Raw genomic sequence first — 21,279 nt, forward strand, 5'->3', positions numbered from 1 at the left:
CAAAACAAAAAGGCGCAGAAATCTGCGCCTTTTTTATGGAAGTGACAATATGAAAATACTGCAAATTGCCGTCGGGATTATTCGCAACCCGCAAAACCAGTTCTTTATCACCCAGCGCGCCGCCGACGCCCATATGGCGAACAAATGGGAGTTTCCGGGCGGGAAAATCGAATCAGGCGAAACGCCGGAACAGGCGCTGATCCGTGAGCTTCAGGAAGAAGTGGGGATCACCCCGCTTGGCGCAACGCTGTTTGACAAGCTCGAATACCAGTTTCCCGATCGTCACATTACGCTTTGGTTCTGGCTGGTGGAAAACTGGGAGGGGGATCCCTGGGGCAAAGAGGGGCAACCGGGTAACTGGGTTGAACTGCAGGCAAGCGATGCCGACAAATTCCCGCCGGCAAATGAGCCTGTGATTACCCGGTTAGTGCAGGGCGTTTAATTTACTGCTGTTCTTCACTCCAGTCATCGCTGTCCGAAAGAGTGCCTTCACTCGGAATGCGTTTCTCTTCCGCCGCCCATTCGCCCAGGTCAATTAACTGACAGCGTTTACAGCAGAATGGGCGGTATGGGCTCACTTCGCCCCAGACAACACTTTTGCCACAGGTTGGGCAGTTTACGATGGTTACGTCAGACATTGGCACTCCTTAACAACAGGCCAGTTCAAAATCGAGGCGTTCCGGCACGGTGCCATTTTCACTGTCCAGCGGCATAAAGCGAATCGCAAAACGGCTCTTATGCCCGGAGATTTGCGGGTAAAGCTGCACGTCGAGCGAAAGGTTCAGTCGCAGCAGATCGGCATCGTCCCCGTTATCCTGGTAAAAACCGTTCAGGCTGGTCTGCTTGCGGAACGGCGCAGAGTTACGGATAAGATCGAGGATCAGCGATAACGTCCGGTGCATCGGCTCCAGGCTTTCCAGCCAGATATTCACCTGCGCATCACGCTGCGTTTGCGGCATGTGCAGCCACATATGAAGCGTCGGCAGGTCAAAGCTGCAGCATCCACCGGGTATACTCAGGCGCTGGCGTACCAGGGCAATCAAGCGATCTTCACGCAAAAACTGGCCAACGCGAGGGGCAGCCATTAACGTGCTGCTACTGCTTTTTAACTGCTGACGCAGGGAATCGATACGGCTTTGATCAACACCCGGGACTTCCGCCCATGCCTGCAGTTTACGCTGCTGACGCTCAAGTTCTTTCAGTAATTCGGTGCGAACATCTCCACGCTCAATCACATCCAGCAGGTCGCCCACATTGCGGAAGAAGTGCAACGCAGTGGCGTGATCGTTGACAGGCAGGTGTTGCGAGAGTTGTTGAATAAGAAATTCGATACGCAGCCAGGTACGCATTTTTTCGTTAAGCGGATGCTCAAAAAGGATGTGAGTCGACATTATGGTTTTTCCTGTGCAACGGCCTGCGCGGCGAAGGTCAAATACTGCGCGTGCAGACGGGCAACATCCGATGCAATGGCATCTGGTGCGCCGTTATTATCAATAACATCATCCGCAACGGCCAGGCGCTGATCGCGCGTGGCCTGAGCGGCAAGAATTTGTTCGGCATGTTCGCGCGAGACGCGATCGCGCGTCATGGTTCGCTGGATTTGCGTTTCGGGAAGGACATCAATGACCAGAACCCGATCGGCTTTCTTCTGCAGCTGATTTTCTACCAGCAACGGAACTACCCACAGCACATACGGTGAGCGGGCGGCGGCAATCTGACGCTGGGTTTCCTGGTGGATAATGGGGTGGAGCAGGGCATTAAGCCAGACCTTTTCCGCAGAATCGGAAAAAATGCATTCGCGAAGCTGCCGGCGATTTAGCGTGCCGTCCGCATTGATGATGGCCGGGCCAAAATGTTCTTCAATGGCCTTTAACGCGGGTGTATTCGGTTCTACCACCTGACGGGCAATGATATCGGCATCGATAATCGCGATACCCAGGCGAGCGAAAGCGTCCGCAACGGTACTTTTGCCACTACCGATGCCGCCGGTTAATGCGACGGTATACCCCATTAAATCAAATCCTGGGAATTATTCATTATTAAGATCAGTTGGTTGAAATTCAAACGTGTGCCAGCCAATGTTTAGCTCTCTTTACCGGCTTTTTACCAGGTAAATTTATAGGATTGTAGCGTAAAAAAAGAGAATTTCGCAGTCTTGCGGAGCAGGTATTAGTGCGTATGATAACGTCACTGGAGTTGTGCTTTTAACATATTTGCCTCTAACCCCAGGAATCCGCACATGCGTATCGAAGAAGATCTGAAGTTAGGTTTCAAAGACGTTCTTATCCGCCCTAAACGCTCTACACTGAAAAGTCGCTCAGACGTTGAACTCGAACGTCAATTCACCTTTAAACATTCCGGTCAGACCTGGTCTGGCGTGCCGATCATTGCTGCCAATATGGATACCGTGGGAACCTTCGAGATGGCAACCGCGCTGGCACAGTTCGACATCCTCACGGCAGTTCACAAACACTACAGCCCTGAAGAGTGGAACGCCTTTGTGGCATCCGCTTCTGCTGAGGTCGTGAAGCATGTGATGGTCTCTACCGGAACCTCAGATGCCGATTTCGAAAAGACCAAACAAATCCTCAAGAGTAACCCCGCGCTGAACTTCGTCTGTATTGATGTAGCGAATGGTTATTCCGAACATTTCGTGCAGTTCGTGAGCAAGGCGCGTGAAGCCTGGCCGAACAAAACCATCATTGCGGGTAACGTAGTGACCGGCGAGATGTGTGAGGAGCTGATCCTCTCTGGCGCAGATATCGTCAAAGTGGGCATTGGCCCGGGTTCCGTGTGCACCACGCGTGTGAAAACCGGTGTCGGTTATCCGCAGCTTTCTGCGGTTATTGAATGTGCCGATGCTGCGCACGGCCTGGGCGGGCAGATCATCAGTGACGGCGGTTGTACTACCCCGGGTGATGTCGCGAAAGCTTTCGGCGGCGGCGCAGACTTCGTGATGCTTGGCGGTATGCTGGCAGGTCACGAAGAGAGTGGCGGTACCGTGGTGGAAGAGAACGGTGAGAAATTTATGCTGTTCTACGGTATGAGCTCTGAATCGGCGATGACCCGTCACGTGGGTGGCGTTGCAAAATACCGTGCGGCAGAAGGCAAAACCGTGAAGCTGCCGCTGCGCGGTCCGGTTGAGAATACCGCACGTGACATTCTTGGTGGCCTGCGTTCGGCCTGCACCTATGTGGGGGCATCCCGCCTGAAAGAGTTGACGAAACGCACGACCTTTATTCGCGTTCAGGAACAGGAAAACCGCGTTTTCAATAGCCTGTAATCGCGTAAGCTGGCGCACATCCGTGTGCCAGCGTTATCCCGCACTCATCGCATCCCCGAGATGGAAGATAGGCAAATACATTGCCACCACCAGCGTGCCGATAATCACACCCGTCACGATCAGCAGCACAGGCTCCAGCACGGCAGCCAGGTTATCTGCTGACTGAAAGGTTTGCTCCGTGTGGTGACGCGCCAGGTTTACCAGCATGATGTCGAGCGCACCTGACGTTTCGCCGGTTCGCAATAGCTGAATACACAGCGGAGTAAAAACCGCCGCCTTTTGAAAGGATGCCCAAAGGGGATAACCCTTTTCAATGTCTTCCCGGATGGCGCGGAGTATCCCCTGCCAGTACCTGCTCTCAACCGTCTCTTCTGCACTCTCCAGACCCTTTAAAAAAGCGATGCCCGCCTGCTGCGTGAGCGACAGTACGGTAAAAATTTGCCCCAGCTTTTGTCCTTTAGCCAGCGCGCCCATGACGGGGATATGCAGCAGTACGTGTTGCCAGCGCGGATCCTGCCGCAAACCCCAGGCGATGCTCACGGGAAGAAGTAGCCCCGCGAACAGCGCGAGGGCATAGGACTGTATAAACGTTGCCATTCCCATGACTATCTGTGTCAGCATCGGGAGCGGGGTATTAAACGTTTTGTAGATGGCGGCGAACTCGGGCAAGACCAGAGTGACCATGGCTAGCACCACGAGTACTGCCAGAGCCAGGATTACCATCGGGTAACGCAGTGCCTTTTTCACTTTCGCACTGAGTTGCTGCTGTGATTTTTGTTGCTGGGCAAGTTCACGGCAGCACGTTTCCAGTTTTCCGGTTAGCTCGCCGGTCTTCACCATCGACACATACAGTGGGCTAAATACCGCGGGCCAGCGCTTCAGCGCCTCAGAAAAAGGGCATCCTTCACTCAGCTCATCGGCAAGGCTTTGCAGGAGTGCCTGCCAGGGTGTTATCGGATGCTGGTCCGCCAGCATCTGCAGGCTGTCAGACAGTGTCAGGCCCGCCTGCAAAAGCGTGGCGAGCTGGTGAAATACCTCGTAGCGGTGATGTGGTCGCCAGCGATACCTCTGCGTGCAGCGGGTGATTGTCAGAGGATGCAGCGCTTTGCGCATCAGCCTGTCGAAAGCCGCATTGCGGTCAGTTGCCCATAGAGCCCCGCTTCGGGGCTCTCCTTCAACGGATAGCGCACGCCAGCGCCAGAGGTGATTAGCAGCCATCGGGCATTCCCAGGATACGCAGCAACTCTTCGAGCGTGGTCAGTCCCTGTTCAACAGCCATACAGCCATGTTCGAAAAGGGATGTCATTCCTGCCTGACGGGCGCTGGCCTCAATCACCTCTGACCCCGCTCCGCTGGCAATGGCCTGCCGGAGTGTCTGGTCAATGACGAGCACTTCAAAAATGGCGACGCGACCATAAAAACCGTGATAACAGCGCTCACAGCCGGTGGGTTGCCAGCGCGGTAGCGGCCGGGGCCAAACGGAGCGAGGCAGTTCTGCCCGCATGTCGGTTTCCTGGCGGCAATGGGGGCATAAACGGCGCACCAGCCGCTGGGCGATGACCAGCGAGAGGGCGGAAGAGATCATCCATCGCGCCACCCCCATCTGCTGCAGGCGGATCAGGGTTTCCGCCGTCGAGTTGGTGTGTAGCGTTGACAACACCAGATGCCCGGTTTGTGCGGCATTAATGGCAATCTCTGCCGTTTCGCCATCACGAATTTCGCCGATCATAATGATGTCAGGATCCTGACGTAGCAGCGCTCTCAGCACCGTCTGGAAGGTAAGGCCCGCACGCGGGTTTATCTGCGTCTGGTTTAATCCTGCAAGCGGGATCTCTATCGGGTCTTCCACGCTGCAGATGTTCACATCCGGCGTGTTTCGAGCCTGCAGCGCGCTGTACAGCGTTACGGTTTTACCGCTGCCGGTGGGGCCGGTAACCAGAATCAGCCCCTGCGGCTGGTGGAGCACTTCGCTAAAGCCGGCCAGCTGTTTAGTATTCATCCCCAACGTTTCTGGCTCAAGAGATTGCTGAACCTGATGCAGCAGGCGCAGTACAATTTTTTCACCGCCGCTGCAGGGAAGCGTGGCGATGCGAAATGAGACCGGCTCGTTTGCCAGCTCAATCGTAAACTGACCGTCCTGCGGTAAGCGGCGCTCCGCAATATCGAGGTTACCCAGCACTTTTAACCGGGCGCTGAGCATGGTGGCCAGCGCGGCTGAAAGTGGGGGCTGCGGGCAAAGCACGCCGTCGATGCGCAGGCGAATCTGGCAAGTCTGCTCCATCGGTTCAATATGAATATCAGAAGCGCGTTGGTTTATCGCCTGCTGCAGCGTGTGGTTAAGAATATCCACCGCTGAGTGTGTCGGCGTAACGACGGGCAGATGCGTTTGTGTGGTTAACTGCCGGTGCTTTTCCATGCGCTCGGCGCTCCAGCACTCGATATCAATCCGTTTCTGGGTAGCGAAACGCAGGGCTTCCATCAGTTCAGGGCCGGGGTTTCCCACGACGGCAATGCTAATCATGTCGCTATCGCTGCTCAGCAGAAGGGCATGATGACGCAGACAAAGTGCGACAAGCTGATCGGTATTCATCATCCGCTCCTCAGTGGGTGTCGAAGCGGAAAACGTCTTCACAGGCCTGCTTGAGCGCGCTGTCGGTACCGATGTTGCAGTCACGCGTCCACCCCGTCATGCCGTTGCCATCACTCCATTGTGGCGTCATGACCACCTCCAGCCCGTTAAGGCTCTCCTGGCCGGTTAAGGTCACGACGCCTTTCGCCACGTTCATGCCTGAAACGTAGCGGGTAGTGGTGGGGGACGGGATGCCATTACTGCCTCCGTCACAGCTCTCCACGCCGCCGTGATCCAGGGCGCAAAGCTCAATGGCGGTACGGTAGGGAATGAAGGTTTGCAGCATATCGGTCAACGCTGCTTTTCGCAGGTAGTTCTGGTATGCGGGAACGCCGATGGCGCTCAGAATGGCAATAATGCCGATCACCACCATCAGCTCAATGAGTGTGAATCCTTGTTGTCTGTCCATGTCTGCTCCTTACGTTAAGTAGGGCTACTCTGGCAGTGAGACAGCGCAGAAACGAGGGGCAAAAAAAAGAACGTGAAGGGGCTTTCAGGGAATTCGTGGCGTGTTGCAGGGTAGGGCAATGGTTTTGCGAGCGGGAGTGAATTTCCCCTCTCCGCAACGAGAGGGGAGGGACATTATTTGAAGCGCATCGAGAGGTCGAGGGCGCGAACGTGCTTGGTCAGCGCCCCAACGGAGATGAAATCAACGCCGGTCTCGGCGAATTCACGGATCGTATCAAACGTCACGTTGCCGGATACTTCAAGCTGGGCTTTGCCGTTGGTCAGTTTTACCGCCTCGCGCATCTGCCCGGTTTCGAAGTTATCAAGCATGATGATATCGGCGCCGGCCTTGATAGCCTGCTCCAGCTCCTCCAGGTTTTCGACTTCCACTTCGACGGGCACATCCGGATGCAGCCAGAAGGCTTTTTCGACCGCCTGACGCACGGATCCTGAGGCAATGATATGGTTCTCTTTAATCAGGAACGCGTCAGACAACCCCAGACGATGGTTTGCACCGCCGCCACAGAGCACCGCGTATTTCAACGCAGTGCGCAGACCCGGTAGCGTTTTGCGGGTATCCAGCAACTGCGTGCGGGTACCCGCCAGCAGGTCAACGTAGCGACGCACTTCGCTTGCCACACCGGACAACGTCTGCACGAAGTTCAGCGCGGTTCGTTCGCCGGTCAGCAGTACACGGGAAGGTCCATGAAGTTCGAACAGCGGCTGATTTGCCGTAATCGCATCACCGTCGTCGACATGCCAGGTGATCTGCACCTCATCGCCTGCCAGTTGGGTAAAGACCTCTTCAACCCAACGCTTACCGCAAAAAATGCCCTCTTCGCGCGTAATAATGACCGCATGTGAGCGAGTCTCTTTTGGCAATAATTGTGCGGTAATATCCCTGTCGGCGCTGACGTCACCGCCCAGATCTTCTTTCAGGGCATGGGCAACGCTTGCCGGAATATCCATACTAATACGTTCCAGAAGCGCTTCACGTCGGTTGTCGGGGTTGTAACGGCGAGGCGGCATGATAAAACTCCAAATTGGTAACGAATCATAATATTGAAACATGCTACTCTGAACCGAGTAACAGCACCATACATAAGGAGTTCCAGCATGTTGTTAGAAAACGGATGGCTGGTGGATGCGCGGGATGTGCCCTCGCCGCACCACGACTGCCGCCCGGAGGATGAAAAGCCCACACTGCTGGTTGTTCATAATATCAGTCTCCCGCCGGGTGAGTTTGGCGGCCCGTGGATCGACGCGTTATTCACGGGGACCCTGGATCCTGATGCCCATCCTTTCTTTGCTGAGATTGCGCATCTGCGCGTGTCGGCTCACTGTCTGATCCGTCGCGACGGCGAAGTGGTTCAGTACGTCCCTTTTGATAAGCGCGCCTGGCATGCCGGCGTGTCGATGTACCAGGGACGCGAACGCTGCAATGATTTTTCCATCGGGATTGAGCTGGAAGGCACTGACACCACCCCCTACACCGATTCACAGTATCAACAGTTGGTGGCTGTAACCCAAACGCTGATCGAGCTCTATCCCGCGATAGCCGGGAATATTACGGGACACAGCGATATTGCCCCGGCGAGAAAAACCGATCCCGGCCCGGCTTTTGACTGGCCCCGGTTTCGCGCCATGCTTACCGCGTCGTCAGAATAAGGAGATAACATGACGTTGTTTACCATGCTGCTGGTTATCATCGCTGAACGCCTGTTCAAACTCGGTGAGCACTGGCATCTGGATCACCGGCTGGAGGTGCTTTTCCGCCGGATTAAACATTTTTCCATGCTGCGCACGCTGCTGATGACCGCTGGCGTGATGGTTATAACGTTTTTACTGCTGCGTTCGCTTTACGGCCTCTTTTTCAACGTGCCGCTGCTGGTGGTGTGGATCCTGCTCGGCGTGCTCTGTATTGGCGCGGGCAAGGTGCGTATGCACTACCACGCCTATCTGAAAGCCGCATCCCGTGACGATGCCCATGCGCGGGGCGCCATGGCGAGCGAGCTGACGATGATCCACGGCGTGCCGCCGGATTGCGATGAGCGTGAATTTTTGCGCGAACTGCAAAATGCGCTGCTGTGGATCAACTTCCGTTACTACCTGGCACCGCTGTTCTGGTTTGTAGTGGGCGGTCCGTGGGGGCCGGTACTGCTGATGGGCTATGCGTTTCTGCGCGCCTGGCAGACCTGGCTTGCCCGTTACCTTACCCCGCATGAACGTTTATTGTCGGGAATCGATGCCATTCTGCATGTGCTGGACTGGCTCCCGGTACGTCTGGTGGGCGTCGTTTATGCGTTAATTGGCCACGGTGAAAAAGCGCTGCCAGCATGGTTTGCTTCGCTTGCCGACCGCCACATGTCTCAGTATCAGGTATTAACACGTCTGGCGCAGTTCTCGCTGGCGCGTGAGCCGCATACCGACAAGATTGAAACGCCGAAAGCGGCTGTCTCCATGGCGAAGAAAACGTCGTTTGTGGTGGTCGTGGTCGTGGCGTTGCTGACCATTTACGGCACGCTGGTCTAAGCCAGCGCGCCGTACCGGTCAGAGCGTATCAGCAGGCGGGATGCCAAAGTCAGGCATCCCGTTTTCGTCCCAGCGCACGCATTTAAGACGCGTGTGACGATTCGGGTCATAGAGCGGGTCGCCTTCAATCTCGGTGTAGTTTCGCGCGTGGTAGACCAGCACGTCCTCTCCCTCCGGCGTTTGTGTGAAGCTGTTATGCCCGGGCCCAAACTGACGATTCTCGACGCTGGTTCGGAAAACCGGACGCGACGCTTTATGCCAGTTCGCCGGATTTTGCGGATCGGCGTTCATGTCTATCCACAGTAACCCCATGCAATAGTTCTCATCCGTAGCGCTGGCGGAGTAGCTGATAAACAGCTTATCTTCGTGAAACAGCACTGCCGGACCTTCGTTGACCCAAAATCCGCGGCATTCCCAGTCATACTCCGGTTTACTGAGCATCACCGGCTCGCCTTTGAGCGTCCACGGATTCGCCATTTCGCACAGATAGAGGTTGGAGTTTCCGGAGATATCCGGGGCTTTTTGTGCCCACAAATACCAGCGTTTTCCCTGATGGACGAACGTGGTGGCGTCCAGTGCGAAGGTGTCGAACGGGGTGGTAATCTGGCCTTTCTCGATCCACGTCCCGGTGAGGGGATCGTGGTCCGCACACTCCAGCGCAAACATACGGTGCTGGAACATACCGAGGCTGTCCAGCGCCTGGGTATGGGTGGCGGCAAAATAGATATACCACTTACCGTCAATGTGGTGCAGTTCCGGTGCCCAGATCAACTGGCTCATCGGCCCGGTCTCCGGTTTACGCCAGACCACGACCTCTTCGGCATCGCGTAGTCCTTCCAGGGAGTCGGCGCGGCGGATCTCGAGCCTGTCGTACTGCGGCACGGAGGCGATAAAGTAGTACAGCCCCTCGTGGTGCAGAATGTAGGGGTCGGCACGTTGTTCAATAAACGGGTTTGGCCAGGTGTGCATTCGGCTTTCCTTATTTCGTCTCAGCGGCTTTGAGTTCCTGATAATTATTCAGCTCGCGATAATTGTTGCGGCGCTTCTCGAGGTCTTCCTGGATCTGCTTCATCGTTTCGCGGTCAACCTTCAGCAGACGTACCACGCCTGCGGTAATGAGATACCCGACGCCCGGAATCACGGTAAACAGCAATACAATGCCGTTGATGGCATCCGGACTTTGCGCTTTCGCCCCCGCGTCATAACCGTACCAGGAGAGCAGGAAACCAACCATCGCACCGGCAATCGCCAGCCCCAGTTTGAGGAAGAAGATGTTACCGGAGAAGCTGATCCCGGTGATGCGCTTACCGGTTTTCCACTCACCGTAGTCATCGACGTCGGCCATCAGCGACCAGTGCAGCGGAGACGGGATCTGGTGCAGGATGTTCAGCAGGAAGTAGAGCAGCACAATGGTGACCGTGGCTTTCGGATCGAAGAAATAGAAGGCGCAGGAGAAAATCGCCAGCACGATGTTGGTCCAGAAGAACACTTTCAGCTTACACCAGCGGTCGGTGAGGACTTTCGCCAGCATACTGCCGAGCATCATGCCAACCACGCCCAGGCTGATAAACAGAGTGGCGAAATGGGTACTCTGGCCCATAACCCAGGTCACGTAGTACATCGTGGCCGCCATGCGGATAAAGCCCGGGCACACGTTGCACAGGGTTAGCAGCAGAATGCGCACCCACTGGTCGTTCTTCCACACGTCTTTCAGGTCGTTTTTCAGCTCGTCATGAGTCTGTACCGCCGGGCGTACACGCTCGCGAACGGTATAGAAGCAGAACAGGAACATACCGGTACCAATCAGCGCCAGCACGGTCATTGCCATCTGGTAGCCTTTGGCTTTGTTGTCGCCACCAAACCAGTCGGCCATCGGTAACAGCGTCAGCGACAGCAGCAGCGTGGCGATACCTACCAGCACAAAGCGATAGGACTGGCAGGCAACACGTTCCTGCGGATCGTTGGTAATCACGCCGCCTAACGAGCAGTAAGGAATGTTGATTGCCGTATAGGTTAAAGAGAGCAGGAAATAGGTAACGAAGGCATAGATAACTTTGCTGTTGTAGCTCCACTCTGGCGTGGTGAACATCAGGATGCTGAACAGCGCATAGGGAAAGGCAATCCACAGCAGCCATGGACGAAACCGGCCATATTTACTGCGGGTACGGTCGGCGATGGCCCCCATAATCGGATCCGTTACGGCATCAATTACGCGGACAGACAGCAGCAGTACGCCAACCAGTGCAGGCGCCAGGCCAAAAATATCGGTATAAAAATAATTAACAAACAACATGATGGCGCCAAAGATGATGTTGCAACCTGCATCGCCCATCCCATAGCCGATCTTTTCTTTTACTGACAGTTTAGCGTTATCCATAGACTGCTCTCCGGGTTACGGTATGGAGAGAATTATTTGCTGGCAAACGAATATATGCGTTGCAGTATCAGGGCGGTGATATGGATAAATACGCTGTTGGCGTGAAACTGTGAGGGAGGTAACAACACGCGGTACCTGCAAAACGCAGATACCGCGGGGGAGACTTAGTGAGCTTTCAGGGCGTTGCGGCTTTTCTGGCTAAACAGATAGCCGATACCAAGAACGGCAACCCAGACTGGGATCAGGTACACCGAGATTGCCATACCCGGGGTCAGCAGCATGATGACCAGCACTCCCGCCATAAACAGCAGGCAGATCCAGTTGCCCAGCGGATAGAGCAGGGCAGGGAAGCGAGTCTTCACGCCCTGCTGATGCTTGGCACGGCGGAACTTGATGTGTGCCAGGCTGATCATCGCCCAGTTGATAACCAGGGCAGAGACCACCAGCGCCATCAGCAGGCCAAACGCCGATTCCGGGGCCAGATAGTTAATCAGGACACACAGCGCCGTTACGATCGCCGAAACGATGATGGTGTTCACCGGAACGCCACGCTTGTCGACGTTGAGCAGCATCTTCGGCGCGTTACCCTGCTGGGCCAGGCCGAACAGCATACGGCTGTTGCAGTATACGCAGCTGTTATAGACCGACAGCGCCGCCGTCAGCACCACGATGTTGAGCGCATTCGCCACGACGGTATCGCCCAGCTCGTGGAAAATCAGGACAAACGGGCTGGTGTCTGCAGTAACGCGCGTCCACGGCAGCAGAGAGAGCAGAACGGCCAGTGAGCCCACATAGAAAATCAGAATACGGTAGATAACCTGGTTGGTCGCTTTCGGGATGCTCTGTTCCGGGTTGTCGGCTTCAGCTGCGGTGATGCCGACCAGCTCCAGACCACCAAAGGAGAACATAATGATTGCCATCATCATCACGAGGCCCGTCATGCCGTGAGGCAGGAAGCCACCCTGTTCCCAGAGGTTGCGTACCGTGGCCTGCGGGCCACCGTTGCCGCTAAACAGCAGCCAGCCGCCAAAGATAATCATCGCCACGACGGCAACCACTTTGATGATGGCAAACCAGAACTCCATCTCACCGAAGACTTTAACGTTGGTGAGGTTGATGGCGTTAATAATGACGAAGAAGGCTGCAGCAGAAGCCCAGGTGGGGATCTCCGGGTACCAGAACTGAATGTATTTCCCGACGGCGGTCAGTTCAGCCATGGCAACCAGAACGTACAACACCCAGTAGTTCCAGCCTGACGCGAAACCGGCGAAACTGCCCCAGTACTTATAGGCAAAGTGGCTGAAAGAGCCCGCAACCGGCTCTTCAACGACCATTTCACCTAACTGGCGCATAATCAGAAAAGCGATAAAACCGGCAATGGCGTAACCCAAAATAATGCCGGGACCGGCAGACTGGATAACGGATGCACTTCCCAGAAACAGTCCAGTGCCAATAGCACCGCCCAGTGCAATTAGCTGTATATGGCGGTTCTTCAGACCGCGCTTTAGCTGATCGCCGTGCTGTTGAGCTTCCATTTGAAACCTCGTGTGTGGTTGTTATGTTCACGCGACGCGTGTGTAATTATGAATATCCGTTTTCTGTATTTATTTCTTTACAGTCAATGAGACCGAAAAAAGCGGAGATGTCTTCCGTAAGCGCCAGAATAGTGGTAAGCGCCAGCGAATGCACCTGCTTTATGACGGGGCGATGACGAGTTGAATAAAAAGAAAGCATTTGTAAATCACCCCGCTAACCCTTCATACCCCAACCTATAGAATAGAAATGCTCCGTAAGTGGGCAAAATTTCATATTTTGCGTTGTTGAATCGCTTCAGATTGCAAAAACCCTCGTTTCATTAAGGTTAAAACCCCCACTAAGGGAGTAACTAACTCATTTGTGCGAAGTTACATTTCTGAAACGTTATTTCTGTAAGGTTGTTAAAATGTGCAGGGTTTACTGATTTCAATCAAAACCAATATGGACAGAAGGTGAATACTTTGTTACTTTAGCGATACGAACTTGAAATTGGTAAGACCAATTGACTCCGGGCAAAAAGGCGTAAGACAGGGAATATGGCCTACAGCAAAATTCGCCAACCAAAACTATCTGATGTGATTGAGCAGCAGCTGGAGTTTTTAATCCTCGAAGGGACACTGCGCCCGGGTGAGAAACTTCCGCCAGAACGCGAGCTGGCAAAACAGTTCGACGTTTCACGTCCCTCTCTGCGTGAGGCGATTCAACGTCTCGAAGCAAAGGGCTTGCTGCTTCGTCGCCAGGGCGGCGGAACCTTTGTGCAAAACAGCCTGTGGCAGAGCTTCAGCGATCCGCTGGTAGAACTTCTCTCTGACCACCCAGAATCCCAGTTTGATCTGCTTGAGACCCGTCACGCGCTAGAAGGTATCGCGGCCTATTACGCCGCACTTCGTAGCACTGATGAAGATCGCGTGCGTATCCGCGAACTTCATCAGGCCATTGAACGGGCACAGCAATCCGGCGATTTAGACGCCGAGTCCAATGCCGTTGTCCAGTATCAAATCGCCGTCACCGAAGCTGCACACAATGTTGTGCTCCTCCATCTGCTACGCTGCATGGAGCCGATGCTGGCCCAGAACGTTCGTCAGAATTTTGAATTGTTGTATGCCCGTCGGGACATGCTCCCATTGGTAAGCAACCATCGCACCCGAGTATTCGAGGCGATAATGGCCGGGGAACCGGAGCAGGCGCGCGAAGCGTCGCACCGACATCTGGCTTTCATTGAGGAAATCTTGCTGGACCGCAGCCGTGAACAATCGCGTCGCGAACGTTCATTACGCCGCATACAGCAACGAAAGGATTAAGCGCCAGGGTTTTTTAGAGCGCGGCAACTAAACGCAGAACCTGTCTTATTGTGTTCTTGCCCAAGAGCACAATGGGACAGGTTCCAGACAAATCAACGTATTAGATAGATAAGGAATACCCCCATGTCAGAACGTCTCCAAAATGACGTGGATCCGATCGAAACTCGCGACTGGCTACAGGCGATCGAATCGGTCATCCGTGAAGAAGGTGTTGAGCGTGCTCAGTATCTGATTGATCAGCTGCTTTCTGAAGCCCGCAAAGGCGGTGTGAAGGTTGCTTCAGGTGCAGGGGCTAGCAACTACGTAAACACGATTGCCGTTGAAGACGAACCGGAATACCCGGGCAATCTGGATCTGGAACGCCGTATCCGTTCTGCAATCCGCTGGAACGCCATCATGACCGTTCTGCGCGCGTCCAAGAAAGACCTGGAGCTGGGTGGCCACATGGCGTCCTTCCAGTCTTCTGCGACCGTTTACGAAGTGTGTTTCAACCACTTCTTCCGTGCAGCTAACGAGAAAGACGGCGGCGATCTGGTGTACTTCCAGGGCCACATCTCTCCGGGCATCTATGCACGTGCATTCCTGGAAGGTCGTCTGACTGAAGAGCAGATGAACAACTTCCGTCAGGAAGTTCACGGTAAAGGTCTGTCTTCTTACCCACACCCTAAACTGATGCCAGAATTCTGGCAGTTCCCGACAGTATCCATGGGTCTGGGCCCAATCGGTGCTATCTATCAGGCTAAATTCCTGAAATATCTGGAACACCGTGGTCTGAAAGACACCTCTGAACAGACCGTCTACGCCTTCCTGGGCGATGGCGAGATGGATGAGCCAGAATCGAAAGGCGCAATCACCATTGCGACCCGTGAGAAACTGGACAACCTGTGCTTCATCATCAACTGTAACCTGCAGCGTCTGGATGGTCCGGTAACCGGTAACGGCAAGATCATCAACGAACTGGAAGGCATCTTCGCAGGTGCTGGCTGGAACGTGATCAAAGTGATGTGGGGTTCCCGTTGGGACGAACTGCTGCGTAAAGACACCAGCGGTAAACTGATCCAGCTGATGAACGAAACCGTTGACGGTGACTACCAGACCTTCAAATCCAAAGACGGTGCCTACGTTCGTGAGCACTTCTTCGGTAAATATCCTGAAACCGCAGCACTGGTTGCAGACTGGACTGACGAACAGATCTGGGCTCTGAACCGTGGCGGCCACGATCCGAAGAAAATTTACGCTGCACTGAAAAAAGCGCGTGAAACCAAAGGTAAAGCGACTGTAATCCTGGCCCATACCATCAAAGGTTACGGCATGGGTGATACCGCAGAAGGTAAAAACATCGCTCACCAGGTTAAGAAAATGAACATGGACGGCGTGCGTTATATCCGCGACCGTTTCAACGTTCCAGTGACCGATGAGCAGGTAGAAAACCTGTCTTACATCACCTTCCCTGAAGGTTCTGAAGAGCATAAGTACCTGCACGAACGTCGTCAGGCGCTGAAAGGCTACCTGCCAGCTCGTCAGCCTAACTTCACCGAGAAGCTGGAACTGCCAGCGCTGGAAGATTTCTCTCAGCTGCTGGAAGAGCAGAACAAAGAGATCTCTACCACTATCGCTTTCGTTCGTGCCCTGAACGTGATGCTGAAGAACAAGTCGATCAAAGATCGTCTGGTTCCAATCATTGCCGACGAAGCGCGTACTTTCGGTATGGAAGGTCTGTTCCGTCAGATCGGTATTTACAGCCCGAACGGCCAGCAGTACACCCCGCAGGACCGTGAGCAGGTTGCTTACTACAAAGAAGACGAGAAAGGTCAGATCCTGCAGGAAGGTATCAACGAGCTGGGCGCAGGCGCATCCTGGCTGGCTGCTGCGACCTCTTACAGCACCAACAACCTGCCGATGATCCCGTTCTACATTTACTACTCCATGTTCGGGTTCCAGCGTATCGGTGACCTGTGCTGGCAGGCAGGCGACCAGCAGGCTCGCGGCTTCCTGATCGGTGGTACTTCTGGTCGTACGACCCTGAACGGTGAAGGTCTGCAGCACGAAGATGGTCACAGCCATATTCAGTCTCTGACTATCCCTAACTGTATCTCTTACGACCCGTCTTACGCGTACGAAGTGGCAGTCATCATGCATGACGGTCTGCAGCGCATGTACGGTGAAGCGCAAGAGAACATTTACTACTACATCACCACGCTGAACGAAAACTACCACATGCCGGCCATGCCAGCAGGTGCCGAGGAAGGTATCCGTAAAGGTATCTACAAACTCGAAACCGTTGCAGGTAGCAAAGGTAAAGTTCAGCTGCTGGGCTCCGGTTCTATCCTGCGTCACGTACGTGAAGCGGCACAGATCCTGGCGAACGACTACGGCGTTGGCTCTGACGTGTACAGCGTAACGTCCTTCACTGAACTGGCGCGTGATGGCCAGGATTGTGAGCGCTGGAACATGCTGCACCCAATGGAAACGCCACGCGTTCCATACATCGCTCAGGTGATGAACGACGCGCCTGCGGTTGCGTCTACTGACTATATGAAACTGTTCGCTGAGCAGGTTCGTACTTACGTACCGGCTGATGATTACCGCGTACTGGGTACTGACGGCTTCGGTCGTTCTGACAGCCGCGAAAACCTGCGTCACCACTTCGAAGTGGATGCATCTTACGTGGTTGTAGCAGCACTGGGCGAACTGGCTAAACGTGGCGAAATCGATAAGAAAGTGGTTGCGGACGCAATCACCAAATTCAACATCGATGCAGATAAAGTTAACCCGCGTCTGGCGTAAGAGGTAAAAGAAGAATGGCTATCGAAATCAAAGTACCGGACATCGGGGCTGATGAAGTTGAAATCACCGAGATCCTGGTCAAAGTGGGCGACAAAGTTGAAGCTGAACAGTCGCTGATCACTGTAGAAGGCGATAAAGCCTCTATGGAAGTTCCGTCTCCTCAGGCTGGCATCGTTAAAGAGATCAAAGTCTCTGTTGGCGATAAAACCGAGACTGGCAAACTGATCATGATTTTCGATTCCGCCGACGGTGCAGCAGCTGCTGCACCTGCGCAGGAAGAGAAGAAAGAAGCTGCTCCTGCGGCGGCTGCACCAGCAGCTGCTGCGGCAAAAGAAGTCAACGTGCCTGACATCGGCGGTGACGAAGTAGAAGTCACTGAAATCCTGGTGAAAGTGGGCGATAGCGTTACGGCTGAGCAGTCCCTGATCACCGTAGAAGGCGACAAAGCCTCTATGGAAGTGCCGGCGCCATTCGCGGGTACGGTTAAAGAGATCAAGATCAACACCGGTGACAAAGTTTCTACCGGCTCTCTGATCATGATCTTCGAAGTGGCAGGTGCTGCACCTGCTGCCGCGCCTGCTCAGGCTGCTGCGCCGGCACCGGCCGCTGCACCTGCTGCTGGCGGTGCGAAAGATGTCAACGTACCTGACATCGGTGGTGACGAAGTTGAAGTCACCGAAGTGATGGTAAAAGTGGGCGACAAAGTTGCTGCTGAACAGTCACTGATCACCGTTGAAGGCGACAAAGCGTCTATGGAAGTACCCGCGCCATTCGCGGGTACCGTTAAAGAGATCAAAATCAGCACCGGCGACAAAGTGTCTACGGGCTCTCTGATTATGGTCTTCGAAGTGGAAGGCGCTGCGCCAGCTGCTGCTCCGGCAGCCGCTGCTGCACCAGCACCTGCCGCTGCACCGGCTCAGGCGGCTAAACCTGCTGCTGCCCCTGCTGCAAAAGCAGAAGGTAAATCTGAGTTCGCTGAGAACGACGCTTACGTTCACGCTACGCCACTGATTCGTCGCCTGGCGCGCGAATTCGGTGTAAACCTGGCGAAAGTGAAAGGGACTGGCCGTAAAGGTCGTATCCTGCGCGAAGACGTTCAGGCCTATGTGAAAGACGCGGTGAAACGCGCTGAAGCTGCCCCTGCTGCTGCCGCTGGCGGCGGTATCCCGGGCATGCTGCCATGGCCGAAAGTGGACTTCAGCAAGTTCGGTGAAATCGAAGAAGTGGAACTGGGTCGTATCCAGAAAATCTCTGGTGCCAACCTGAGCCGTAACTGGGTGATGATCCCGCACGTTACGCACTTCGACAAAACGGATATCACCGATCTGGAAGCGTTCCGTAAACAGCAGAATGCTGAAGCTGAGAAGCGTAAACTGGACGTGAAATTCACCCCAGTCGTCTTCATCATGAAAGCCGTTGCTGCGGCGCTTGAGCAGATGCCACGCTTCAACAGCTCCCTGTCCGAAGATGGCCAGAAGCTGACGCTGAAGAAATATATCAACATCGGTGTTGCGGTTGATACGCCAAATGGTCTGGTTGTTCCGGTCTTCAAAGACGTGAACAAGAAGAGCATCACTGAGCTGTCCCGTGAACTGACCACCATCTCCAAAAAAGCGCGTGATGGTAAGCTGACTGCCGGCGAAATGCAGGGCGGCTGCTTCACTATCTCCAGCATCGGCGGCCTGGGTACTACCCACTTCGCACCGATTGTTAACGCGCCGGAAGTGGCTATCCTCGGTGTGTCCAAGTCCGCGATGGAACCGGTATGGAATGGCAAAGAGTTCGTGCCGCGTCTGATGATGCCAATCTCTCTGTCCTTCGACCACCGCGTGATCGACGGTGCTGATGGTGCGCGTTTCATCACCATCATCAACAACACCCTGAGCGACATTCGCCGCCTGGTGATGTAATCGAAAAGCCGGCCAGTCGGCCGGCTTTTTTCTGTTAATCTCATGTGGTCTGTGAGGTTATTGGCGAAAAGCGACAATTCGTGAGCCGTTTGTTGTTTCAAAATTGTTAACAATTTTGTAAACTGCGGGCGGATAGAACGTCCCGGTGGATGAAGGGCGACAAGTACCTGGACCGCCGGAAATCAATAAGAGGTCATGATGAGTACTGAAATCAAAACTCAGGTCGTGGTACTTGGGGCAGGCCCGGCGGGTTACTCTGCTGCCTTCCGTTGCGCTGATTTAGGTCTGGAAACCGTAATCGTAGAACGCTACAACACCCTCGGTGGTGTTTGCCTGAACGTAGGCTGTATCCCTTCTAAAGCTCTGCTGCACGTTGCGAAAGTTATCGAAGAAGCCAAAGCACTGGCTGAACACGGTATCGTCTTCGGCGAGCCGAAAACCGATATCGACAAGATTCGTACCTGGAAAGAGAAAGTTATCACTCAGCTGACCGGTGGTCTGGCAGGTATGGCCAAAGGCCGTAAAGTGAAAGTGGTCAACGGTCTGGGTAAATTCACCGGCGCGAACACCCTGGAAGTGGAAGGCGAAAACGGCAAAACCGTTATCAACTTCGACAACGCGATCATCGCTGCGGGCTCCCGTCCAATTCAGCTGCCATTCATTCCACATGAAGATCCACGCGTGTGGGATTCCACCGATGCGCTGGAGCTGAAATCCGTACCTAAGCGTATGCTGGTTATGGGTGGCGGTATCATCGGTCTGGAAATGGGTACCGTGTACCATGCGCTGGGTTCAGAGATCGACGTGGTTGAAATGTTCGACCAGGTTATCCCGGCTGCCGATAAAGACATCGTTAAAGTCTTCACCAAACGTATCAGCAAGAAGTTCAACCTGATGCTGGAAACCAAAGTGACTGCCGTTGAAGCAAAAGAAGACGGTATTTACGTTTCCATGGAAGGCAAAAAAGCCCCTGCCGAACCACAGCGTTACGACGCCGTGCTGGTGGCTATCGGCCGTGTGCCGAACGGTAAAAACCTCGACGCGGGCAAAGCAGGCGTGGAAGTGGACGACCGTGGCTTCATCCGCGTTGATAAACAGTTGCGCACCAACGTGCCGCACATCTTTGCTATCGGCGATATCGTCGGTCAGCCAATGCTGGCGCACAAAGGTGTTCACGAAGGTCACGTTGCCGCTGAAGTTATCGCCGGCATGAAACACTACTTCGATCCGAAAGTGATCCCATCTATCGCTTACACCGAGCCAGAAGTGGCATGGGTAGGTCTGACTGAGAAAGAAGCGAAAGAGAAAGGCATCAGCTACGAAACCGCCACCTTCCCGTGGGCTGCTTCTGGCCGTGCTATCGCTTCCGACTGCGCAGACGGTATGACCAAACTGATCTTCGACAAAGAGACTCACCGTGTGATCGGTGGTGCGATTGTCGGTACCAACGGCGGCGAGCTGCTGGGTGAAATCGGTCTGGCTATCGAAATGGGTTGTGACGCTGAAGACATCGCGCTGACTATCCACGCTCACCCGACTCTGCACGAGTCTGTTGGCCTGGCGGCAGAAGTGTTCGAAGGTAGCATCACCGACCTGCCTAACGCGAAAGCGAAGAAGAAATAAGTTTCTTCATGATTGCGAAACGCCTCCTCCGGAGGCGTTTTTTTTTTGCCTGCGTTATGGGGCGACCGGTTGCCAGGTGTGATCCAGGTGATAAGCAGGTAACGCCTGCGCTTTCTTCTCTGACTCGCTGCCGAGGTCCGACTGGTACACCTTGTCGGTCTGGTTTATTACAAAGCTCATCACGCCCGTCTGGCCGTAGCTGACTGGCCAGGCCACCATGGCAAAACCGTTTTTATCCGGCAGGATGCGAAAACGGTAGCCGTGATAGCCAGTGCCGGGTTCTTTCGGGCTGAAGGCCGGGCCGAGTGGGCTGGGGGCTTCGCCGGGCGACGCCGGCCAGTATAAGCCGTCTTTTTTGCCGGCTGAGCTGACAATCTTCTGCGCATATTTCTGGTTCAGCGCAAAATAGCTTTGCTGTGCATCCACATACGCGTGTAGCGCCTCGATGGCGGCGAGTTCGTTGCGGCCAATCTCGCGGGTCAGGATCTCTTCAGCCCCTTCTTTGATATCAAATTGCCAGCCAGAGGCGGTTTTGATCACCGGAATCGGTAGCTGCCAGTCGCTGGCACCGACCACCAGATGTGCCTTATTCCCGTCAACGACCGTATTGTGCCGCACTTTCCAGTCGCGCAGGAAGCGATCCACGGCATCAGGATCCACCCCTTCCGGCGGCAGGAAATCACGCCAGTTCTCACCGAGCAGGGTGTTCATCGCGCTTTCATTTTGCTCACTGATGGCGCTGGCCAGCGCATCGGTTGCCTGGTCTGGCGTGCTGAAAGATTGCTGCGCCATTGCGGCGGCCGACAGCATGAATAACGCGATCCCACTGAGTAATTTGCTTTTCATGTCGGCTT

At 54.5% G+C, this 21,279-nt stretch carries 19 protein-coding genes; 8 read left to right on the forward strand and 11 right to left on the reverse strand.

The features are described from left to right. Positions 1–49: 49 nt before the first annotated feature. A complete protein-coding gene (mutT, locus tag AB6731_RS14155; protein WP_014168637.1) occupies positions 50–442 on the forward strand; it encodes an 8-oxo-dGTP diphosphatase MutT in 393 nt (130 codons plus the stop codon). Position 443: 1 nt separating this feature from the next. Here the strand turns inward: mutT and yacG are convergent, their stop codons facing one another. The 3 genes from yacG to coaE are packed head-to-tail and all read right to left on the reverse strand — an operon-like array spanning position 444 to position 2,011. Further along, positions 444–638 carry a DNA gyrase inhibitor YacG gene (yacG, locus tag AB6731_RS14160; protein ID WP_020882580.1) on the reverse strand — a complete coding sequence of 65 codons (195 nt, stop codon included), beginning with the start codon at positions 636–638 and terminating at the stop codon, positions 444–446. A 9-nt stretch (positions 639–647) separates the two neighbouring features. Further along, positions 648–1,391 (reverse strand): cell division protein ZapD, encoded by a 744-nt coding sequence (zapD, locus tag AB6731_RS14165; protein WP_014168639.1) that lies wholly within the window; start codon positions 1,389–1,391, stop codon positions 648–650. Next, a complete protein-coding gene (gene coaE / locus AB6731_RS14170; protein WP_014168640.1) occupies positions 1,391–2,011 on the reverse strand; it encodes a dephospho-CoA kinase in 621 nt (206 codons plus the stop codon). The genes zapD and coaE overlap by 1 nt, the downstream gene beginning before the upstream one ends. 228 nt (positions 2,012–2,239) lie before the next feature. Between coaE and AB6731_RS14175 the strand changes: the two genes are divergently transcribed. Then, complete coding sequence (locus AB6731_RS14175) at positions 2,240–3,283, forward strand: GMP reductase (protein ID WP_014168641.1); 1,044 nt, start codon at positions 2,240–2,242, stop codon at positions 3,281–3,283. A gap of 33 nt (positions 3,284–3,316) precedes the next feature. Here AB6731_RS14175 and hofC read toward each other — a convergent pair whose 3' ends face one another. From hofC to nadC, 4 genes are all read right to left on the reverse strand, one after another. Further along, positions 3,317–4,501, reverse strand: coding sequence for a protein transport protein HofC (gene hofC / locus AB6731_RS14180; RefSeq protein WP_371006489.1), 1,185 nt, complete (start codon positions 4,499–4,501; stop codon positions 3,317–3,319). After that, positions 4,491–5,873, reverse strand: coding sequence for a type II secretion system protein GspE (gene gspE / locus AB6731_RS14185; protein WP_371006508.1), 1,383 nt, complete (start codon positions 5,871–5,873; stop codon positions 4,491–4,493). The genes hofC and gspE overlap by 11 nt, the downstream gene beginning before the upstream one ends. Before the next feature lie 10 nt (positions 5,874–5,883). Continuing rightward, entirely contained in the window at positions 5,884–6,321 is a 438-nt protein-coding gene (ppdD, locus tag AB6731_RS14190) for a prepilin peptidase-dependent pilin (RefSeq protein ID WP_014168644.1), read from the reverse strand. Positions 6,322–6,494: 173 nt separating this feature from the next. Beyond that, entirely contained in the window at positions 6,495–7,388 is an 894-nt protein-coding gene (gene nadC, locus AB6731_RS14195; protein WP_371006490.1) for a carboxylating nicotinate-nucleotide diphosphorylase, read from the reverse strand. Between the two features lie 87 nt (positions 7,389–7,475). Here nadC and ampD point away from each other — a divergent pair, with 87 nt between their 5' ends. Together ampD and ampE are read left to right on the forward strand one after the other, a co-directional pair. Next, the gene (gene ampD, locus AB6731_RS14200; RefSeq protein WP_371006491.1) at positions 7,476–8,027 is read left to right on the forward strand and encodes a 1,6-anhydro-N-acetylmuramyl-L-alanine amidase AmpD; all 552 of its coding nucleotides are present in this window, start codon (positions 7,476–7,478) and stop codon (positions 8,025–8,027) included. A 9-nt stretch (positions 8,028–8,036) separates the two neighbouring features. Beyond that, on the forward strand, positions 8,037–8,891 hold the full coding sequence (gene ampE / locus AB6731_RS14205; RefSeq protein ID WP_371006492.1) for a beta-lactamase regulator AmpE: 855 nt from the start codon (positions 8,037–8,039) through the stop codon (positions 8,889–8,891). A gap of 18 nt (positions 8,892–8,909) precedes the next feature. On the opposite strand, the gene AB6731_RS14210 is transcribed toward ampE, so the two are convergent. The 3 genes from AB6731_RS14210 to aroP form a co-directional block, all read right to left on the reverse strand. Continuing rightward, complete coding sequence (locus tag AB6731_RS14210; RefSeq protein WP_050737498.1) at positions 8,910–9,860, reverse strand: family 43 glycosylhydrolase; 951 nt, start codon at positions 9,858–9,860, stop codon at positions 8,910–8,912. Between the two features lie 10 nt (positions 9,861–9,870). Next, positions 9,871–11,268, reverse strand: a complete 1,398-nt coding sequence (locus AB6731_RS14215; protein ID WP_309163743.1) for an MFS transporter — start codon at positions 11,266–11,268, stop codon at positions 9,871–9,873. A 164-nt stretch (positions 11,269–11,432) separates the two neighbouring features. Beyond that, positions 11,433–12,803: an aromatic amino acid transporter AroP gene (gene aroP, locus AB6731_RS14220; protein ID WP_014168651.1), complete on the reverse strand. Its 1,371-nt coding sequence runs from the start codon at positions 12,801–12,803 to the stop codon at positions 11,433–11,435. Positions 12,804–13,340: 537 nt separating this feature from the next. Between aroP and pdhR the strand changes: the two genes are divergently transcribed. The 4 genes from pdhR to lpdA all read left to right on the forward strand — a co-directional run bounded on the left by pdhR (position 13,341) and on the right by lpdA (position 20,425). After that, positions 13,341–14,105 (forward strand): pyruvate dehydrogenase complex transcriptional repressor PdhR, encoded by a 765-nt coding sequence (gene pdhR / locus AB6731_RS14225; RefSeq protein ID WP_013095596.1) that lies wholly within the window; start codon positions 13,341–13,343, stop codon positions 14,103–14,105. 123 nt (positions 14,106–14,228) lie between these two features. Beyond that, on the forward strand, positions 14,229–16,892 hold the full coding sequence (aceE, locus tag AB6731_RS14230) for a pyruvate dehydrogenase (acetyl-transferring), homodimeric type (protein ID WP_014168653.1): 2,664 nt from the start codon (positions 14,229–14,231) through the stop codon (positions 16,890–16,892). 14 nt (positions 16,893–16,906) lie between these two features. Continuing rightward, positions 16,907–18,802, forward strand: a complete 1,896-nt coding sequence (aceF, locus tag AB6731_RS14235) for a pyruvate dehydrogenase complex dihydrolipoyllysine-residue acetyltransferase (protein ID WP_014168654.1) — start codon at positions 16,907–16,909, stop codon at positions 18,800–18,802. 198 nt (positions 18,803–19,000) lie between these two features. Then, positions 19,001–20,425 (forward strand): dihydrolipoyl dehydrogenase, encoded by a 1,425-nt coding sequence (gene lpdA / locus AB6731_RS14240; protein WP_020882589.1) that lies wholly within the window; start codon positions 19,001–19,003, stop codon positions 20,423–20,425. 54 nt (positions 20,426–20,479) lie between these two features. Here lpdA and AB6731_RS14245 read toward each other — a convergent pair whose 3' ends face one another. Next, entirely contained in the window at positions 20,480–21,271 is a 792-nt protein-coding gene (locus tag AB6731_RS14245) for a DUF2950 family protein (protein WP_134179270.1), read from the reverse strand. Positions 21,272–21,279: the final 8 nt, after the last annotated feature.

Origin of the sequence: Enterobacter sp. RCC_40, assembly GCF_041360735.1 — a bacterium.
Lineage (GTDB): Bacteria > Pseudomonadota > Gammaproteobacteria > Enterobacterales > Enterobacteriaceae > Enterobacter > Enterobacter ludwigii.